Source organism: Halobellus ordinarius (assembly GCF_031823395.1).
Classification (GTDB): Archaea; Halobacteriota; Halobacteria; order Halobacteriales; family Haloferacaceae; genus Haloquadratum; species Haloquadratum ordinarius.
In genome coordinates this window covers 304,560-318,961 of record NZ_JAVQKJ010000006.1, presented here as the reverse complement: position 1 = coordinate 318,961, position 14,402 = coordinate 304,560, and the positions used below count along the sequence as shown (strand labels likewise).

Below are 14,402 nucleotides of genomic sequence, written 5' to 3'. Positions count from 1 at the left end.
ACAGCGCTTCCCGCGCGTAACACACGATGACCCATCCGACCGACACCTACGAACTGACCGTCACGAGAGAGTTCATCGCACAGCATTTCCTCACCGTCCCGGATCCCGGACCGGAAGGGGAAGTCAACAGCCACCACTTCACAGTGGAGTTACGCTTCGCCGGCCCGGAGCTCGGCGAGTACGGCTATCTGGTCGACATCGACGCCGTCGAGAGGATTCTGGACGACCTCGAAGCGCGCTATCGGGACACGCTGCTCAACGATCTGCCGGAGTTCGAGGGGTTGAATCCGAGTATCGAGCACTTCGCGCGGCTCTTCGGCGACCGCGTCGCAGCGGCGCTCGAGGACCCGACACCGACGCGTCTCACCGTTCGGATCTGGGAAGACGACGTCTCGTGGGCGAGTCACACTCGCCGGCTCGATACAGACGGCCACGACGAATGACGCACGCGCGACCGCGGTACCTGGAGGCGAAACGCTCGGTCGACGACCGCGCGCTCTCCCGACGGGTGCGAAATCGGCTCTTGGAGAGGCTCCCTGCCGATCCGCGAGTCCTCGAAATCGGGTGCGGAACGGGAGTATCCGTGCCCCGACTCCGTTCGTGGGGCGTCGACGCGGGACAGTACCGCGGTGTCGATACCGACGAGGGGATCGTCGTCTTTGCCCGCGATGTCCGGCCGAAGACGCTTCGATACGCCGACGATGGTGTCGAGGTCGAGCCGGATGCTCCCGACGCCGATTTCACGGTCGCAGATCTCTCGGTTCGCTTCGAGGTGGGCGATGCACTGGCTGCACTGGACGACGCCACTGATGTCGATCTGGTGTTGGCGGGGGCGTTCGCGGACCTGGTTCCGCTCTCGCGACTCGTTCCGGCCGTCGAGTCCGCACTCCGTCCCGGTGGACTGGCGTATTTCCCGATCACGTTCGACGGCGGCACGATATTCGGGCCGGCGCTCCCCGGGGACGATGCCGTCGAGCGTGCGTATCACGAGGCGATCGATGCTCGGCCCGGCCGGGACGTCCGCGCCGGTCGCCACCTCGCCGAACGCCTGAACGACCGCGACGGCGACCTCCTCGCGATGGCGAGTTCCGACTGGGTGGTCCGACCGCACGGATCCGAATATCCGGCCGACGAGCGTCACTTTCTCTCCCGAATTTTGGGATTCGTCGAGGAGGCAGTTTCGGCTGCTGATCGGCCCGTCCAGGGGTTCGACTCGTGGCTCGCGACGCGGCGGGAACAACTCGCAACCGGGGAGCTGTTCTACGTCGCTCACCAGTACGACTTGCTCTATCGATCTGCGGAGCGGTGAGGCAGATCGGATCACAAGTATTATTTGATCTGTGACAAGTAACACAGATTGATGCCCCTGGTTGGTCCCTCCCCCCGCGAACAGCGACGAGAGCAGACCGAATCGCTCGATGAGCGGTTCTTCCGGAGGCAAAGTCGATGAGCCTCCACGCCGTCGAGGCCATCGACGACGCCGTCGACGCGACGCGAGCGTTCCTCTGGCCCTTCGACCGCGGGCGATGGGGGCGGCTGGCGCTGATCGTCTTTTTCGTCGGCGGCGCCGGCGGCTTTCCCGGCTTTCAGTTCAGCGGCGGTTCGCCCGGGGGAACGGGTCCCGAGGCGCCGAGCGTTTCCAACCCGGCGGATGTCGTCTCCTCCATCAGCGGACCGGAACTGGCCGTGATCGCCGCCGTTTTTGGAGTGGTTGTGCTACTGGTGCTCGGATTCGCCTTCGTCGGGTCGGTGATGGAGTTCGTGCTGTTCGAGTCACTCCGTCAGGAGTCGGTGACGATCCGTGAGTACTGGCGTCGACGATGGAGGCAAGGCGCGCGTCTCTTCGGATTTCGAATCCTTCTGGGCGTGCTCACGCTGGGGACGTTCGGGGTTCTCGCGGTCGCTGTCCTGAGCCCGTACATCTTCGGTGACGGTGGTCTCTCGATCGGCCTCTTTGTGGTGGCACTCCCCGTCTTTCTCGTGGTGCTGCTTGTGAGCAGTCTCGTGGACGGATTCACGACGGTCTTTGTCGTTCCGGTGATGATCGCCGAGGATCGGCGGCTCCTGTCGGCGTGGCGCCGATTTTGGCCCACGCTCACGGGACACTGGAAGCAGTACGCCGCGTACGTGGTGCTCCGTTTCGTCCTCGGAATCGTCGCCGGCATCCTGACCGGAATCGGGACCGTGCTGGGCGCGATCGCGATCGGGATCCCGCTCGGCATCGTCGCCGCCGTCGGCGTCGGTCTGCTCGGCGTCGCGGAGATTATCGGCTGGGCGGTGATCGCGCTCGTGGCGGTTCTGTTCGTGCTCGGACTGCTGGTGATCGGGCTGCTCGTCGCCGTCCCGGTGAAGACGTACTTCCGCTATTACGCGCTGTTCGTGCTCGGGGACACGAACGACGCGTTCGATCTGATCGCCGACCGGCGGCGGACGGTCCGGAGCGAGTAGCCGGTGATCGCCTTTCGGACCGCTACTCGGAGTTTCAGAGGCTGACAGGCGGCGCATCACCCGGATTGCCGCGACGGCGCGCCGCACACCCGCCCTGACCGTCGCGGCCACTCTTCAGATCACAGGCCGTCTGCCTCGGAATCACATAAAAAAGCTCGGTGCTCGTCGTTCGTCAGTACCGCGAGTATCTCTGTCCCAACACCAACCGGACTCACTGCCGACGGTGGATTATTGACGGATCCGTTCGACGGACGGGTATGTCGGAGACAACGACCTCAGAGAGCATTCACGTCGTTGCCGTCTGTGGCAGCCTGCGCGACGGGAGTTACACGCGACGTGCACTCACACGCGCGCTCGACGGAGTGCGAGCGGCGGGCGGGACCGGCGAAGTGCTGGATCTCAGACAGTACCGGCTGCCGCCGTTCGACGCGGACGAGGAACGCCCCGGTGACAGCGTCGCCGTCGTCCGTCGGATCCGGGAAGCCGATGCCGTCCTGCTCGGAACGCCGATGTATCACGGCTCGTATTCTGGGGTTCTCAAGAACGCCCTGGACTACTGCGGTTTCGACGAGTTCGAGGGCAAGACCGTCGGACTCCTCGCGGTTGCCGGCGGAGGATTTCCGGTCGCGGCCCTGGAGCATCTTCGGTCGGTCTGCCGCGCTCTCGACGCGTGGGTGCTTCCCCATCAGGCGGCGTTGCCGAACGTCTCCGCGAAATTCGACGAAGCGGGGATCGTCGACGACGGACTCGACGAACGAGTTCGGATTCTCGGGCGCCGCGTGGTCCAGTACGCCCGGATCGAGCCCGACCCCTCGACGTTCGAAGCCGACGAAAACGTGGGGGCAGACGGATGAGAGTCGCCGCTGGCAATGCTGCGTACCGGGGCCGACTGACCGCGAATGAACAACGGTTTTGCCCCTCGGTCGCGGTCTGACATCGTATGCACGCTATTACGAACAGCGGGTGGATCGAGGTCGTCACCGGGTCGATGTTCTCCGGCAAGACCGAGGAGATCCTCCGACGCCTCCGGCGCGCGGAGATCGCGGGGCAGGAGATCGCCGTGTTCAAACCCGCCGTCGACGACAGGTACGGCGACACCACCGTCGGCTCGCACGTGGGGCGTCAGTGGGAAGCGGACGTCGTCCCCAGCGAGGGCGAGGGCGTCTGGCAGATCCGCGAGGGGCTGAATGGCGAAGACGTCGTCGCCGTCGACGAAGCCAACTTCTTCGGCCGCGAGTTGGTCGACGTCTGTCAGCAGCTCGCCGACGACGGCCGACGGGTTCTCGTCTCCGGCATCGACCAGACCTACCGGGGAGACCCGTTCGAGCCGCTGCCGCAGTTGATGGCCGTCGCGGAGTACGTCGACAAACTGCAGGCGATCTGTTCGGTGTGTGGGGAGCCGGCGACCCGGAACCAGCGGCTCGTAGAGGGTGAGCCCGCTCACGCCGACGAACCCACGATCGTCGTCGGCGCCGACGAGTCCTACGAAGCGCGCTGCCGGAACTGCCATTCGGTCCGGCGGGAATGAGGGGCTGGTAGTCTTGACAACCTGGGTCGAGAATCCCGAGGGCGGCCGCGAACGTGGTCCACGCGGGATCGTGCGGGCGTGGATCGAAGTGGTAGTCCGCCCGCGGCAGTTCTTCAGGAACGGCGTCGCCCCCGGGGATCAGGCCCCAGGACTGGTCTTCGCAGTCGTCGTTGCCACCGTATACGTGACCGGCCTATTCGCCTTTACGCCCGAACGGATTCCGAGTCTCGCCGGTGGCCGGGCGGTCTCTGCAGGGCTTTCGCTCGTCGCTGTCGCCCTGCTGATTGCTCCTGGAACGCTCCACCTGACGGCGGCACTGCAGACGATTATCCTGATCGTGACAGTTCCGGACCGGGGCGGCGTCTCCGAAACGGTGCAGGTGATCGCCTACGCCGCTGCACCCTGTGTGATCTCCGGAGTTCCGTCACCCGCACTCCGGGTCGTCGCTACCTTCTATGCGTCTGCGCTGCTGGTCGTCGGACTACGGGAAGTACACGAGACCACGACGACGCGAGCACTGATCGCTGCGACCGTGCCGGCGACGTTACTCTTCGGCACCGTCTTCGGCGGTATTCCCGCGTTTGAGGACCTCATTCGGTCGATTGGACTGATATGACAAGTCTGGAACACCTCTTCAGCTGACGAGCGGGATTCGACAACCGTTTTAGGCGTGGCATATTTGATACACCCAATGGATTGGATTACGCACGACGAGGACGTTTGGTTCGATTTCAGGGGCAATTCGCCCGAGCAGCTCACGCCCGGTCGCTATTACAAGGGAACTGTGGACGGTTTCGCGGAGTTCGGTGTGTTCGTCGACCTCGCGCGGGGAGTCACCGGCCTGCTCCACCGTAGCGAACTCGATCGCCGCCTCGAGACGCTCGATTGGGAGTCCGGGGATACGGTGTTCGTCCAGGTAAAGAACGTCAGAGACAACGGCAACATCGATCTCGGCTGGTCGATCCGCCAGTCAGAATCGGAGTTCCGCGGGGCGCGCGTTCACGACCCCAACGGTGACGCCGACGGCGAACCGATCGAGAGCGAGGAGGACGATAGCGGGCCGAAGCCCGTCAAGAAGACGCCGAAGGGCGTCTCGACGAAGTCGCGGAGCCAGTCCCCGTCGACTAGCTCCGATACCGGCGACGACGATACGACGTCAGCCTCTGTTGCTCCGGCTACCAACGGGGAGCAAACGGAAGCGGTGACCGCGAGCGGCGACGCCGAGGCCGACGACGAGGGATTCGAGTTCGAGACGGAGGCGACCGATGCCGAGTCCGCTGCGAGTGACGAAAGCGACGAAAGCGACGAAAGCGACGAAAGCGACGAAAGCGACGAAAGCGACGAACCACAATTGCAGGAGCGCGAGGCCGACGTCGAACCCGAGCGGGTTTCGGTCGATTCGCTGGGCGACCGTGTCGACGACCTGGTTCGGATCGAAGGCGAGGTCGTCGGTGCCCGACAGACCGGCGGCCCGACGATATTCGAGATTCGCGACGAAACGGCAGTCGTCGACTGTGCCGCGTTCGTCGAAGCGGGCGTCCGCGCGTACCCTGACGTCGAAGAGGGAGACATCGTGCGTCTCGACGGCGAAGTCGAGATGCGCCGCGGCGAACTCCAGATCGAAACCGAAGACCTGACCGCACTCGAGGGCGACGAGGCCGAGACCGTCGAGACGCGACTCGCAGACGCGCTCTCGGAGAAGGCACGGCCCGACGAGGTCGAACCGCTCGGCGACCACGACGCGGTGGCGGCCGTCACCGATCAACTCACCGACGCCGCCGAGGCGATCCGGACTGCCGTATTGCAGTCGCGGCCGATCGTGGTCCGACACGCCGCCACAGCGGACGGATACGTGGCCGGCGCAGCCATCGAGCGCGCGACGCTGCCGTTGATCCGCGAGGAACACGCCCGCGCGGACGCCGAGTACCACTTCTTCACGCGCCGGCCGCTCGACGACCCGGTCTACGGGATGGACGCCGCCACGAGCGACGTCACGCGGATGCTCCAGGACTCGGAGCGCCACGACGAGAAACTCCCGCTCGTGGTTCTCGTCGGGGTTGGCGGGACCACAGACTCGCTGGACGGTCTCGGCCTCCTGGGGGTCTACGGCGCCTCCCGCATCGTCGTCGACGCCGAAACGGTCGATACCGAAATCGTCGACGAGGCGAGCGTCGTCGTCTCGCCGAGCCTCACCGACGTCGCCGCCGGCGACCTCTCGACGGGCGCCCTGGGCGCGAATCTCGGGGCGGCCGTCAATGCCGACGATCGCGCGGAGTTCGCCCACCTCCCCGCGGTGAGCTACTGGACGGAGACGCCGACGGTGTACGCCGAACTCGCCGCCGAATCCGGGTACGACGCCGATCGCACGCGCGAACTGCGTGAGGCCATCGCCCTGGAAGCGTACTACCAGTCCTACCAGGACAAACGCGAACTCATCACCGACCTCCTGTTCGAGGACGACGGCGGACTCGCCGGCCACGTCTCCGAACAGTTCCGGATCAAACTCGACGATGAGGTCGAGACGGCGGAGGCGAACCTCGAACACCGTGAGATCGACGGGCGTGAGGTTGCTGTCCTCGATGCCGACTCCTACAGCCACAAGTACGACTTCCCGCCGACGTCGCTGCTCGCGGATGCGCTCCACCGGAACGCCGACGAGAGTCGCGCGGCAACCGTCGTCTACGCCACGGACGAACTGTTCGTCCGGACTTCGGACGACGTCGACGTCCGCGCCGCTGCGGCAGATGCGAGTGCAGCCGTTCCCGAAGGCGGCGTAACCGCGGTCGGGATCCGACAGAATCGCGTCGAGTTCCTCTCGGGTGCCCGCGAAGCCGTCGTCGACGCCGTCGCAGAGGCTGTCGTCGACCAACTGTAAGCCGGCTCTTTTCGGTTTTCCGCTCTCGCTTTCGCCGTTTTTCGATTCCCCGGAGCGACACGCTTAACCCCGAAACGGGACGAGAGTTGGCTAATGAATCACCGTCACCCGGGCTACACGGAGGTGAGCCGCCAGTGAGCACTGACGCGGATGCCGACCCGGAGGCGGAACCGGACCCCACGGAGACGGACGCGTTCCGCCGTACCTGCGAGGATCTCGTCGAGCGGATCCTCGACGGCGACGTCGACCGCGAAAGTCTGGAGTCAGCGAAACTCGACGCGTGTTCGACGCACTCCTCGCCGAAGGTCCCGAAGAACACGGCGATCCTCCAACACGCGCCCGACAGTCGCCGCGAGGAAGTGAAGGAAGTCGTCCAGCGGAAGCCTGTGCGGACAGCCTCCGGCGTCTCGCCGGTCGCGATTATGACCTCACCGCATATGTGCCCGCACGGCAAGTGTCTGTACTGCCCGGGCGGGCCGGCCTCGGAGTTCGACTCCGCGCAGTCGTACACCGGCCACGAACCTGCGGCCGCCCGCGGCGAGCAGAACGATTACGACCCGTACGGCCAGGTGACGCTCCGGCTCGAACAACTCAGACATATCGGTCACCCCGTCGACAAGGTCGAACTCATCCTGATGGGCGGGACGATGACGGCGCGGAGCCACGATTACCAGGAGTGGTTCGTCAAGCGCGCTCTCGAGGCACTGAACGACTACGACCTCGACTCCCAGCCGGATCCCGCAGAGGGCAAGTCGTTCAAGCCCGACCCCGAGAATACCGAATTCAGGTATCTCGAGGACGTGATCGCCGAAAACGAGACGGCCGACATCCGGAACGTCGGGACGACGTTCGAGACCAAGCCGGACTGGTGTGATCCCGAACAGATCGATCGGATGCTGGACCTCGGCGCGACGAAGGTCGAAGTCGGCGTCCAGACCACCTACGAGCGCATCAACCGCGAGATGCACCGCGGCCACGGCGTCGACGCCTCGATCGAGGCCAACCGGCGGCTTCGCGACTCGGGATTCAAGGTCGGCTTCCATATGATGCCGGGACAGCCGGGAATGACGAAGGAGATGATTCTCGAAGACTTCCGGCAGCTGTTCGAGCGGGAGGAGTACCGCCCGGACTACCTGAAGATCTACCCGACGCTGGTCGTTCGCGGGACACGGGTGTACGACCAGTGGCGCCGCGACGAGTTCGAGCCACTCGGCAACGAGGAGGCAGCGGAGATCGTCGCCGAGGTGATGGGGATGATCCCCGAGTACACGCGTCTGCAGCGCGTCCAGCGGGACATCCCGGCCGACTTTATTGATGCCGGGGTCTGGAAATCGAATCTCAGACAGCTGGCCGCCCAGCGCGCCGAAGAGAAGGGGATCGAGTCCCGCGACATCCGTGCCCGCGAAGCCGGGATGAACGAGGTCGACCCCGACCCCGAACGGGTGCAGTTGAACGTCACGACCTACGACGTCGCCGGCGGGACCGAACACTTCCTCGCGTTCGAGGATCCGATCGAGGACCTGCTGGTCGGGTTCTGCCGGCTCCGCTTCCCGAACGATCCCGTCAGGCGGGAACTCGAAGACGCCGCGATCGTCCGCGAGCTACACGTTTACGGCAGCGAGGCCGGGATCGGCAGCGGCGAAGGGGAGTGGCAGCACAAGGGGTACGGCCGGCGACTGATCCGCCGCGCCGAGGAGATCGCCGCCGACGCTGGCTACCGGAACCTCGCGATCATCTCGGGGATCGGCGTCCGCGAGTACTACCGGAAGAAACTCGGGTATCACCAGGACGGCCCGTACGTCTCGAAACGGCTCTGATACTGAGCACTCTCACGTTTTTTCGCCGAGCGCCACCCCGGTGACGGCGCTCGGCGGGGAGAGACGAGAGTAATCAGTATGATGGGGCGAACAGTCGGCACGGCAGCAGTCGGGCGAGTCCCCGATTCCCCACGTCGGCGTGCCGAACAACCGCGACACGACGCGGGGCAGTTGTCAGGTCACACCGACCTTGCCCGCGGCTCCGTTTATAAACTCTCAGCCGACCACGTCTTCGGACTACTTGGCGGCGACTCCCGTTCAGGATGTTTCGTCTCGAAGGGACTTGTCCATCGCGATGTGCGGAATCCCGGCCTCCTCGAACTCCTCGCCGGACGCTTCGTAGCCGAGGCGCTCGTAGAACTCTCGAACGTGTGTCTGCGCGTTGAGAACGAACCGTGTGTATCCCGCTGCACGACCCCACGATTCGACGGACTCCATAATACGTCGCCCCCAGCCCTCGCCGCGACTGTCCGCCGCGACGGCGACCCGTTCGACCTTGGCGGTTTTCGGGTCGTCGGACCTCGACGGCGCGTCCCCCTTCCCGGTCACGGGTCGGATCCGTGCTGCACCCACGACATCCCCGCCGTTGTAGGCGACGAAGTGCGTGGCCGGGGCGTCGGGATCGTCGTATTCGTCGTACTCGATCGATTCGTCGACGCCCTGCTCGTCGACGAACACCCGCTGTCGGACTGCGAGAGCGTCGTCGCGCGTGGCCTTCGTGTCTGCGACGAACACGCCAGTGCTGTCGGTCGCAGTACTGGCGCCGGAACCGTGAGTCGTTCCCTCGTCCGATCCGTTCTCGGCGGTCACATCGGGGAGAGCGGACGCAGTACACTGAGCGTTTCGACTCCGCGCTCTCGGTGGAGGCCAGCCAGCGAACTACCGTCATCGATCTCGATGCAACTGTTCGCTGTGGTCACTGTCGACGTAGCGTCTGGAAAAGTGGTGCCGTCTGCAGTCGCCTTCCGGCGACGGAAGCCGGTTTTAGTTACGGACGACGTTCGTCGCGCGCGGGCCCTTGGGGGCCTGCTCGATGTCGAAATCGATGTCCTGTCCTTCTTCGAGATCCGGTCCGCCAACGTCCTCCATGTGGAAGAAAACGTCATCGTCCGAGTCGTCAGTCGAAATGAAACCGTAGCCGCCTGTGTCGTTGAAGAAATCAACCTTACCGTTTGCCATTGCAAACAAACGTACGCCCGGTTCCGGGATAACGCTTCCGAGGGTCACGCTACCACGACCGTCGATTTCGTCGTCGATTGCGAGGGCAGTGCGGGTTTGCCACCGATTTCTCCGATATTGGGGCCTTCAGTATTGATCAACCGTGTGGTGGCCCTCGGTCGTCGTTCCGGAGCGGCCGGATGGACCGACACCTCCATCACGAACCTGAAGGTAGGCTTCCGCCATAATCCCGTAGAGCACGACGAACAGCGCACTGCTGATAGTGTTGGTGGCGATTTCCGAAACGGCCGGCGAAGCAGCCAGCTCGAACACCGCTCCCACGGCTCCCACCACGCCTCCGATGACGCCCGACAGCAGCACGATAACCCCGAGTTTGATCCGATGTCCCCGCGAGAGGTTCCAACTCCGCTTCAGCGCCGAAATCGCCCGTCGATCCTCGACCCCGACGGCGAAGATGAAAAACAGGAAACAGGCGCCCAGGAACAGCCCCGGGAGGACGAAGAACACGAGCCCGACGGAGACCGAGAGCCCGACGATGAAGCCGCCGCCGATCATCGAGACCGATGCGCGGCCGACCCGCCGCGTGTATAGCTCGCGCGGTAGCGTCGCGAGTTCGGTCGCCGGTCGAGCGAGCGCGCGCGAGATGACCACGAAGAACGCGGAACTGAGGAGGGTCGTGAGCACGAACAACAGTGCACCGGCGGTCCCGGAGACGGGAAGCGTCAGCCCGACCATCCCTTCCAACTGGCTCGTTGCCTCCGGCGGAAAGACTCCCAGAAGGGCGGTATTGATCGAGATCTGAGTGAGAAATTGGATCGCGAGCAGGCCGGCGAAGAGCACCAGACCGGTTCGGCTCACTATGCGACTGAAACCGTCAGCCAGTGTACGACCGAGTCGGATCGACATACGCGTGACGGGGATGCGGACCCGCAAAAGGCTACGCAAGACTCAGATCTCGATTTCAGTGTTAGATTCTCACAGATCGATTTGGCAGCCTCGATGACTGCAGTTTCGCTCCGGAGGCGGGGCTGCTTGATTGATCGGCGCCGAAAAAATGTCGGGGTGTGCGACAGCGACTCGTCGCGTTACTCGAAGAGTTCGACGGCCTGCTCGTACCGGGCGCTGGGCTCCTCCCAGTCGACGACGTCAAAGAAGTTGTCGATGAAGTCGCCACGGGCCGGACCGTAGTCGTGGTAGTAGGAGTGTTCCCAGACGTCCAGCGCGAGCACCGGATGGCTGCCCCAGAGCGCGCCCTGGTCGTGCTTGTCGACGACTACGTTGCGCAGCTGGTTCGAGAAGGAGTCGTAGACGAGAAGCGCCCAACCGCTTGCGTTGGACGCTGCGGCCTCGAACTCGCCCTTCCAGGCCTCGTAGGAACCGAAGTCCTCTTCGATGCGGTCGGCGAGCGCCCCGCTGGGCTCGTCGCCGCCCGCCGGCGACATACTCTGCCAGAACAGGTCGTGGAGGATGTGTCCGCTGCCGTTGTGGGTGACGTTCCGAATCGCACCCGCCGACGACGAGAAGTCCCCGGCCTCGCGGTTCTCGGCGAGCGTCTCCTCGGCGGCGTTCCAGCCGTTGACGTAGCCCTGATGGTGCGTGTCGTGATGCCACGTCAGTACCTGTTCGGAGATGTGCGGTTCTAAGGCGTCGTAATCGTACGGGAGGGGATCGAGTTCGTAGCTCATAATTGTACCACCATCTCCTACCACGGGCGGATTCCTGTTAAACGTTAAGAGAGGTGTGCTAACATGTTTACACACCTGCGGCTGTGAGACTACTTCCGGTTTCGTCGCGGCGGGACCAGAGTTTTGCCGAGTCCGGCCCTGGAGCCAGTATGGCACGGATGGGCAATGGTACCCCCGAGACCGACGAACGGAACGTCCGTGGCGACCCGCTGGAACCCTGCAGTCGCGATCCCGAGACCGGCTATCTCAGGGACGGCCACTGCCGGCACCTCCCGCGGGATCCGGGGCGCCACGAGGTGTGTGCGGAGCTCACAGACGAGTTCCTGCAGTACAGCAAGCGCCAGGGAAACGATCTGATCACCCCGCGGCCCGAGTTCGGTTTCCCCGGGTTGTCGGCGGGCGATCGCTGGTGTCTCTGCCTCCCGCGCTGGCTGGAAGCCCACGAGGCCGACTGCGCGCCGCCGGTCGTGCTGGCGGCGACGAACGAGGCCGTCCTGGAGCGCGTGCCGCTGTCGACGCTCGAAGCAAACGCAGTCGAGAAATGAGACAAAAGCGTCAATCGTCGCCGCGGGCCGCCTCGAACATCGAGAGCGCCGCTTCACGTCGTTCGCTGTGGTCGACGATCGGTGCCGGGTAGTCCGGCGCGACACCGTGGCGTTGCGTCGGCGTCAGATCGTCCCACTCGTGGATCAGGTCCGCTTCGGCGTCGCGCAGCTCGGGCACGTGGGTTTTGATGTACTCGGCGTCGGAGTCGTACCGTTCGCCCTGCGTCATCGGATTGAAGATGCGGAAGTACGGTTGAGCGTCGGTCCCCGTCGAGGCCGCCCACTGCCAGCCGCCGTTGTCGTTTGCGGTGTCGTGGTCCGCCAGATATTCGCGGAAGTGGGCGTAGCCCTCGCGCCAGTCGATGAGCAGATCCTTCGTGAGAAACGACGCGACGATCATCCGGACGCGGTTGTGCATATACGCTTCCGATTTCAACTGCCGCATCCCGGCGTCGACGATCGGATACCCGGTCTCGCCGTCCTTCCATGCCTGCAACTCCTCGGGATCGTTTCGCCACTCGATGTCGTGTTCGTACTCGCGGTAGTTCCCTGTCACCACGTTCGGGTTGAAAAACAGGACGTGCGTGTAGAACTCCCGCCACGCGAGCTGTGACTGGAACTCCTCGATCGAGTCGATCCGCTCGTCGTCGGGATCCGCGTCACCATTCGTCTCCACATCCACGATCCGCTCCCGTGCGGACTCGGTCGCGGCGTGCACCTCCCGGATCCCGATCGTCCCGAATTTCAGATCGACGGAGAGCCGAGAGACTGAATCACGGGTCGGATAATCACGATCGTCCTCGTACCGGTAGATGCCGTCCGCACAGAAGGCCTCCAGGCGCTCCCGGGCGGGTTCGGTGCCCGCCTCCGGCACGTCGGCGTCGGGGTCCTCGAATCCCAGTTCATCGATCGTCGGGAGATCGTCGCCCGAGACGTCCGCGAGCGTCTCCGCTCGCGGGGGGGAGATCGGATCCGGCTTCTCCCGCGCCTGCCACTTCCGGCCGAAGTAGGTGAACACCGAATAGGGGTCGCCGTCGTTGGTCGTGATCGATCCGGGCGGGTGGATGATATCGTCGTGGAACGACTCGCGCTCGACGTCGTGCTCGTTGAGTGCCCGCCTGACAGCCGCGTCGCGCTCGCGGGCGAGTCCGGAGTAGTCTCTGTTCCAGACCACCCGATCCGCGTCGTAGGTCGCGGCCAACTCGGGGAGCACCTCGGTCGGGTCCCCGGACGCAACCACGAGATCGGAGCCCCGCTCGCGGTACCACGAACGGAGCGCCGAGAGCGAATCCAGCATATATCGAACCCGAGGATTGCCGGCGTGTTCGAGGACGTCGTCGTCGAAGACGAACACCGGGATGACCGCCCCTCTCGGGGCTGCTCCGTCTGCGTCGCCAGTCGACGCGGCATCTCCCGTCGCCGCCGCGGCGGCCCTCGCCAGCGCCCGGTTGTCCGCCGCCCGGAGATCCTGCCGGTGCCAGTGAATCTGCATACCGGCAGGAAGGGCGCCCTCGCCGTCAACGTAACGGCAGCTTTCCGGAAACAATGGTGTCGCGGCGGGTACGTCACCGATCGACCCGGCGGATCAGTCGCTAATCGGCTCGATTTCGTCCCGGCGACCGTCGAGCACCGCGAACCGTTCGTCGCGACGCCGTTCCAGCAGCTCCAGTAACCGTGCCGCCCAGCGGAGCTTCTTCGCTTTCGCCGCCGAGACCGACGGGTCCTCGAAGTCCCAGCCCACGAACTGGAGTTCCGCGGCGCCGAACTCGTCGGCCAGGAACGCCGCCCTGTCCCCGTCGGTGAAGCCGCCGAAATTGTAGACGGCGTCGACAGGCTCGGCCTGCGTCGTCGCGAGGACGTGCGCCTGGTCGAGTCGCGGCAGCCACGTCTCAAGCAACGGGATGTTATCGCCGTGAGCGTGGGCCGCGACCGGCGTCCCCGCCCCCGTCAGATCGCGCGCCGTCTCCGGATTCTTGTCGAGGTCCGTGACGAACAGATCCACGTCGTAGCCGGCATCAGCGACTGTATCGGCCGCCGTCGATGCAGCGAAGATTCGGTCGGCGTCGGCTACGCGGTCGACTTCCCTTGGGAGCGAAGGACCCGCTCCCACGACTGCGACCGTCTCGCCCGTGCAGTCGAGGCGCTCCAGGTCGAACGGCGTCGCCGATACAGCGAGCACGTCGCGGGCGCGTTCGTCTCCCGTCCGCGGGTAGCCGAAGTCGCGGAGGATCGACTCGTAGATCGGTTCCCAGGTTTCGAATCGCATAGCTACGGCTCACGGGTGTTACGGTGCGGGCCGGAATGGCACCAAGTACCCCTACCCGC

Annotated in this window: 15 protein-coding genes; 9 read left to right on the top strand and 6 right to left on the bottom strand. The window is 64.9% G+C overall.

Going from position 1 to position 14,402, the window contains the following annotated elements; genetic code table 11:
• Positions 1-26 precede the first annotated feature (26 nt).
• The 8 genes from RJT48_RS10640 to RJT48_RS10605 all read left to right on the top strand — a co-directional run bounded on the left by RJT48_RS10640 (position 27) and on the right by RJT48_RS10605 (position 8,668).
• Entirely contained in the window at positions 27-443 is a 417-nt protein-coding gene (locus tag RJT48_RS10640; protein WP_311172259.1) for a 6-pyruvoyl trahydropterin synthase family protein, read from the top strand.
• The gene (locus RJT48_RS10635) at positions 440-1,309 is read left to right on the top strand and encodes a class I SAM-dependent methyltransferase (RefSeq protein WP_311172258.1); all 870 of its coding nucleotides are present in this window, start codon (positions 440-442) and stop codon (positions 1,307-1,309) included. Before RJT48_RS10640 ends, RJT48_RS10635 begins: the two co-directional genes overlap by 4 nt.
• 137 nt (positions 1,310-1,446) lie before the next feature.
• On the top strand, positions 1,447-2,448 hold the full coding sequence (locus RJT48_RS10630; protein WP_311172257.1) for a DUF7544 domain-containing protein: 1,002 nt from the start codon (positions 1,447-1,449) through the stop codon (positions 2,446-2,448).
• 257 nt (positions 2,449-2,705) lie between these two features.
• Positions 2,706-3,302 carry an NADPH-dependent FMN reductase gene (locus tag RJT48_RS10625; protein WP_311172256.1) on the top strand — a complete coding sequence of 199 codons (597 nt, stop codon included), beginning with the start codon at positions 2,706-2,708 and terminating at the stop codon, positions 3,300-3,302.
• Positions 3,303-3,388: 86 nt separating this feature from the next.
• On the top strand, positions 3,389-3,976 hold the full coding sequence (locus RJT48_RS10620; RefSeq protein ID WP_311172255.1) for a thymidine kinase: 588 nt from the start codon (positions 3,389-3,391) through the stop codon (positions 3,974-3,976).
• Positions 3,977-3,989: 13 nt separating this feature from the next.
• Entirely contained in the window at positions 3,990-4,592 is a 603-nt protein-coding gene (locus RJT48_RS10615; protein WP_311172254.1) for a YIP1 family protein, read from the top strand.
• Positions 4,593-4,667: 75 nt separating this feature from the next.
• Complete coding sequence (locus RJT48_RS10610) at positions 4,668-6,851, top strand: OB-fold nucleic acid binding domain-containing protein (protein WP_311172253.1); 2,184 nt, start codon at positions 4,668-4,670, stop codon at positions 6,849-6,851.
• A 134-nt stretch (positions 6,852-6,985) separates the two neighbouring features.
• Positions 6,986-8,668 (top strand): tRNA uridine(34) 5-carboxymethylaminomethyl modification radical SAM/GNAT enzyme Elp3, encoded by a 1,683-nt coding sequence (locus tag RJT48_RS10605; protein ID WP_311172252.1) that lies wholly within the window; start codon positions 6,986-6,988, stop codon positions 8,666-8,668.
• 258 nt (positions 8,669-8,926) lie between these two features.
• On the opposite strand, the gene RJT48_RS10600 is transcribed toward RJT48_RS10605, so the two are convergent.
• The 4 genes from RJT48_RS10600 to sod all read right to left on the bottom strand — a co-directional run bounded on the left by RJT48_RS10600 (position 8,927) and on the right by sod (position 11,532).
• Entirely contained in the window at positions 8,927-9,403 is a 477-nt protein-coding gene (locus RJT48_RS10600) for a GNAT family N-acetyltransferase (protein WP_311172311.1), read from the bottom strand.
• 249 nt (positions 9,404-9,652) lie between these two features.
• Complete coding sequence (locus tag RJT48_RS10595) at positions 9,653-9,847, bottom strand: cold-shock protein (RefSeq protein ID WP_311172251.1); 195 nt, start codon at positions 9,845-9,847, stop codon at positions 9,653-9,655.
• 126 nt (positions 9,848-9,973) lie between these two features.
• Positions 9,974-10,753 (bottom strand): DUF7847 domain-containing protein, encoded by a 780-nt coding sequence (locus RJT48_RS10590; RefSeq protein WP_486617181.1) that lies wholly within the window; start codon positions 10,751-10,753, stop codon positions 9,974-9,976.
• Positions 10,754-10,932: 179 nt separating this feature from the next.
• Entirely contained in the window at positions 10,933-11,532 is a 600-nt protein-coding gene (gene sod, locus RJT48_RS10585) for a superoxide dismutase (RefSeq protein ID WP_311172249.1), read from the bottom strand.
• Between the two features lie 149 nt (positions 11,533-11,681).
• Between sod and RJT48_RS10580 the strand changes: the two genes are divergently transcribed.
• A complete protein-coding gene (locus tag RJT48_RS10580) occupies positions 11,682-12,077 on the top strand; it encodes a DUF2237 family protein (RefSeq protein ID WP_311172248.1) in 396 nt (131 codons plus the stop codon).
• A 10-nt stretch (positions 12,078-12,087) separates the two neighbouring features.
• Here the strand turns inward: RJT48_RS10580 and RJT48_RS10575 are convergent, their stop codons facing one another.
• Together RJT48_RS10575 and RJT48_RS10570 are read right to left on the bottom strand one after the other, a co-directional pair.
• Positions 12,088-13,569, bottom strand: coding sequence for a cryptochrome/photolyase family protein (locus RJT48_RS10575; RefSeq protein WP_311172247.1), 1,482 nt, complete (start codon positions 13,567-13,569; stop codon positions 12,088-12,090).
• Positions 13,570-13,662: 93 nt separating this feature from the next.
• Positions 13,663-14,343, bottom strand: a complete 681-nt coding sequence (locus RJT48_RS10570) for a 6-hydroxymethylpterin diphosphokinase MptE-like protein (RefSeq protein ID WP_311172246.1) — start codon at positions 14,341-14,343, stop codon at positions 13,663-13,665.
• Positions 14,344-14,402: the final 59 nt, after the last annotated feature.

Excerpts from the sequence above, each read along its gene's own strand:
- RJT48_RS10640 (WP_311172259.1), top strand. The coding sequence starts at position 27 with ATGACCCATCCGACCGACACCTACGAACTGACCGTCACGAGAGAGTTC.
- RJT48_RS10635 (WP_311172258.1), top strand. The coding sequence starts at position 440 with ATGACGCACGCGCGACCGCGGTACCTGGAGGCGAAACGCTCGGTCGAC.
- RJT48_RS10630 (WP_311172257.1), top strand. The coding sequence starts at position 1,447 with ATGAGCCTCCACGCCGTCGAGGCCATCGACGACGCCGTCGACGCGACG.
- RJT48_RS10625 (WP_311172256.1), top strand. The coding sequence starts at position 2,706 with ATGTCGGAGACAACGACCTCAGAGAGCATTCACGTCGTTGCCGTCTGT.
- RJT48_RS10620 (WP_311172255.1), top strand. The coding sequence starts at position 3,389 with ATGCACGCTATTACGAACAGCGGGTGGATCGAGGTCGTCACCGGGTCG.
- RJT48_RS10610 (WP_311172253.1), top strand. The coding sequence starts at position 4,668 with ATGGATTGGATTACGCACGACGAGGACGTTTGGTTCGATTTCAGGGGC.
- RJT48_RS10595 (WP_311172251.1), bottom strand. The coding sequence starts at position 9,847 with ATGGCAAACGGTAAGGTTGATTTCTTCAACGACACAGGCGGCTACGGT.
- RJT48_RS10590 (WP_486617181.1), bottom strand. The coding sequence starts at position 10,753 with ATGTCGATCCGACTCGGTCGTACACTGGCTGACGGTTTCAGTCGCATA.
- sod (WP_311172249.1), bottom strand. The coding sequence starts at position 11,532 with ATGAGCTACGAACTCGATCCCCTCCCGTACGATTACGACGCCTTAGAA.
- RJT48_RS10580 (WP_311172248.1), top strand. The coding sequence starts at position 11,682 with ATGGCACGGATGGGCAATGGTACCCCCGAGACCGACGAACGGAACGTC.
- RJT48_RS10575 (WP_311172247.1), bottom strand. The coding sequence starts at position 13,569 with ATGCAGATTCACTGGCACCGGCAGGATCTCCGGGCGGCGGACAACCGG.
- RJT48_RS10570 (WP_311172246.1), bottom strand. The coding sequence starts at position 14,343 with ATGCGATTCGAAACCTGGGAACCGATCTACGAGTCGATCCTCCGCGAC.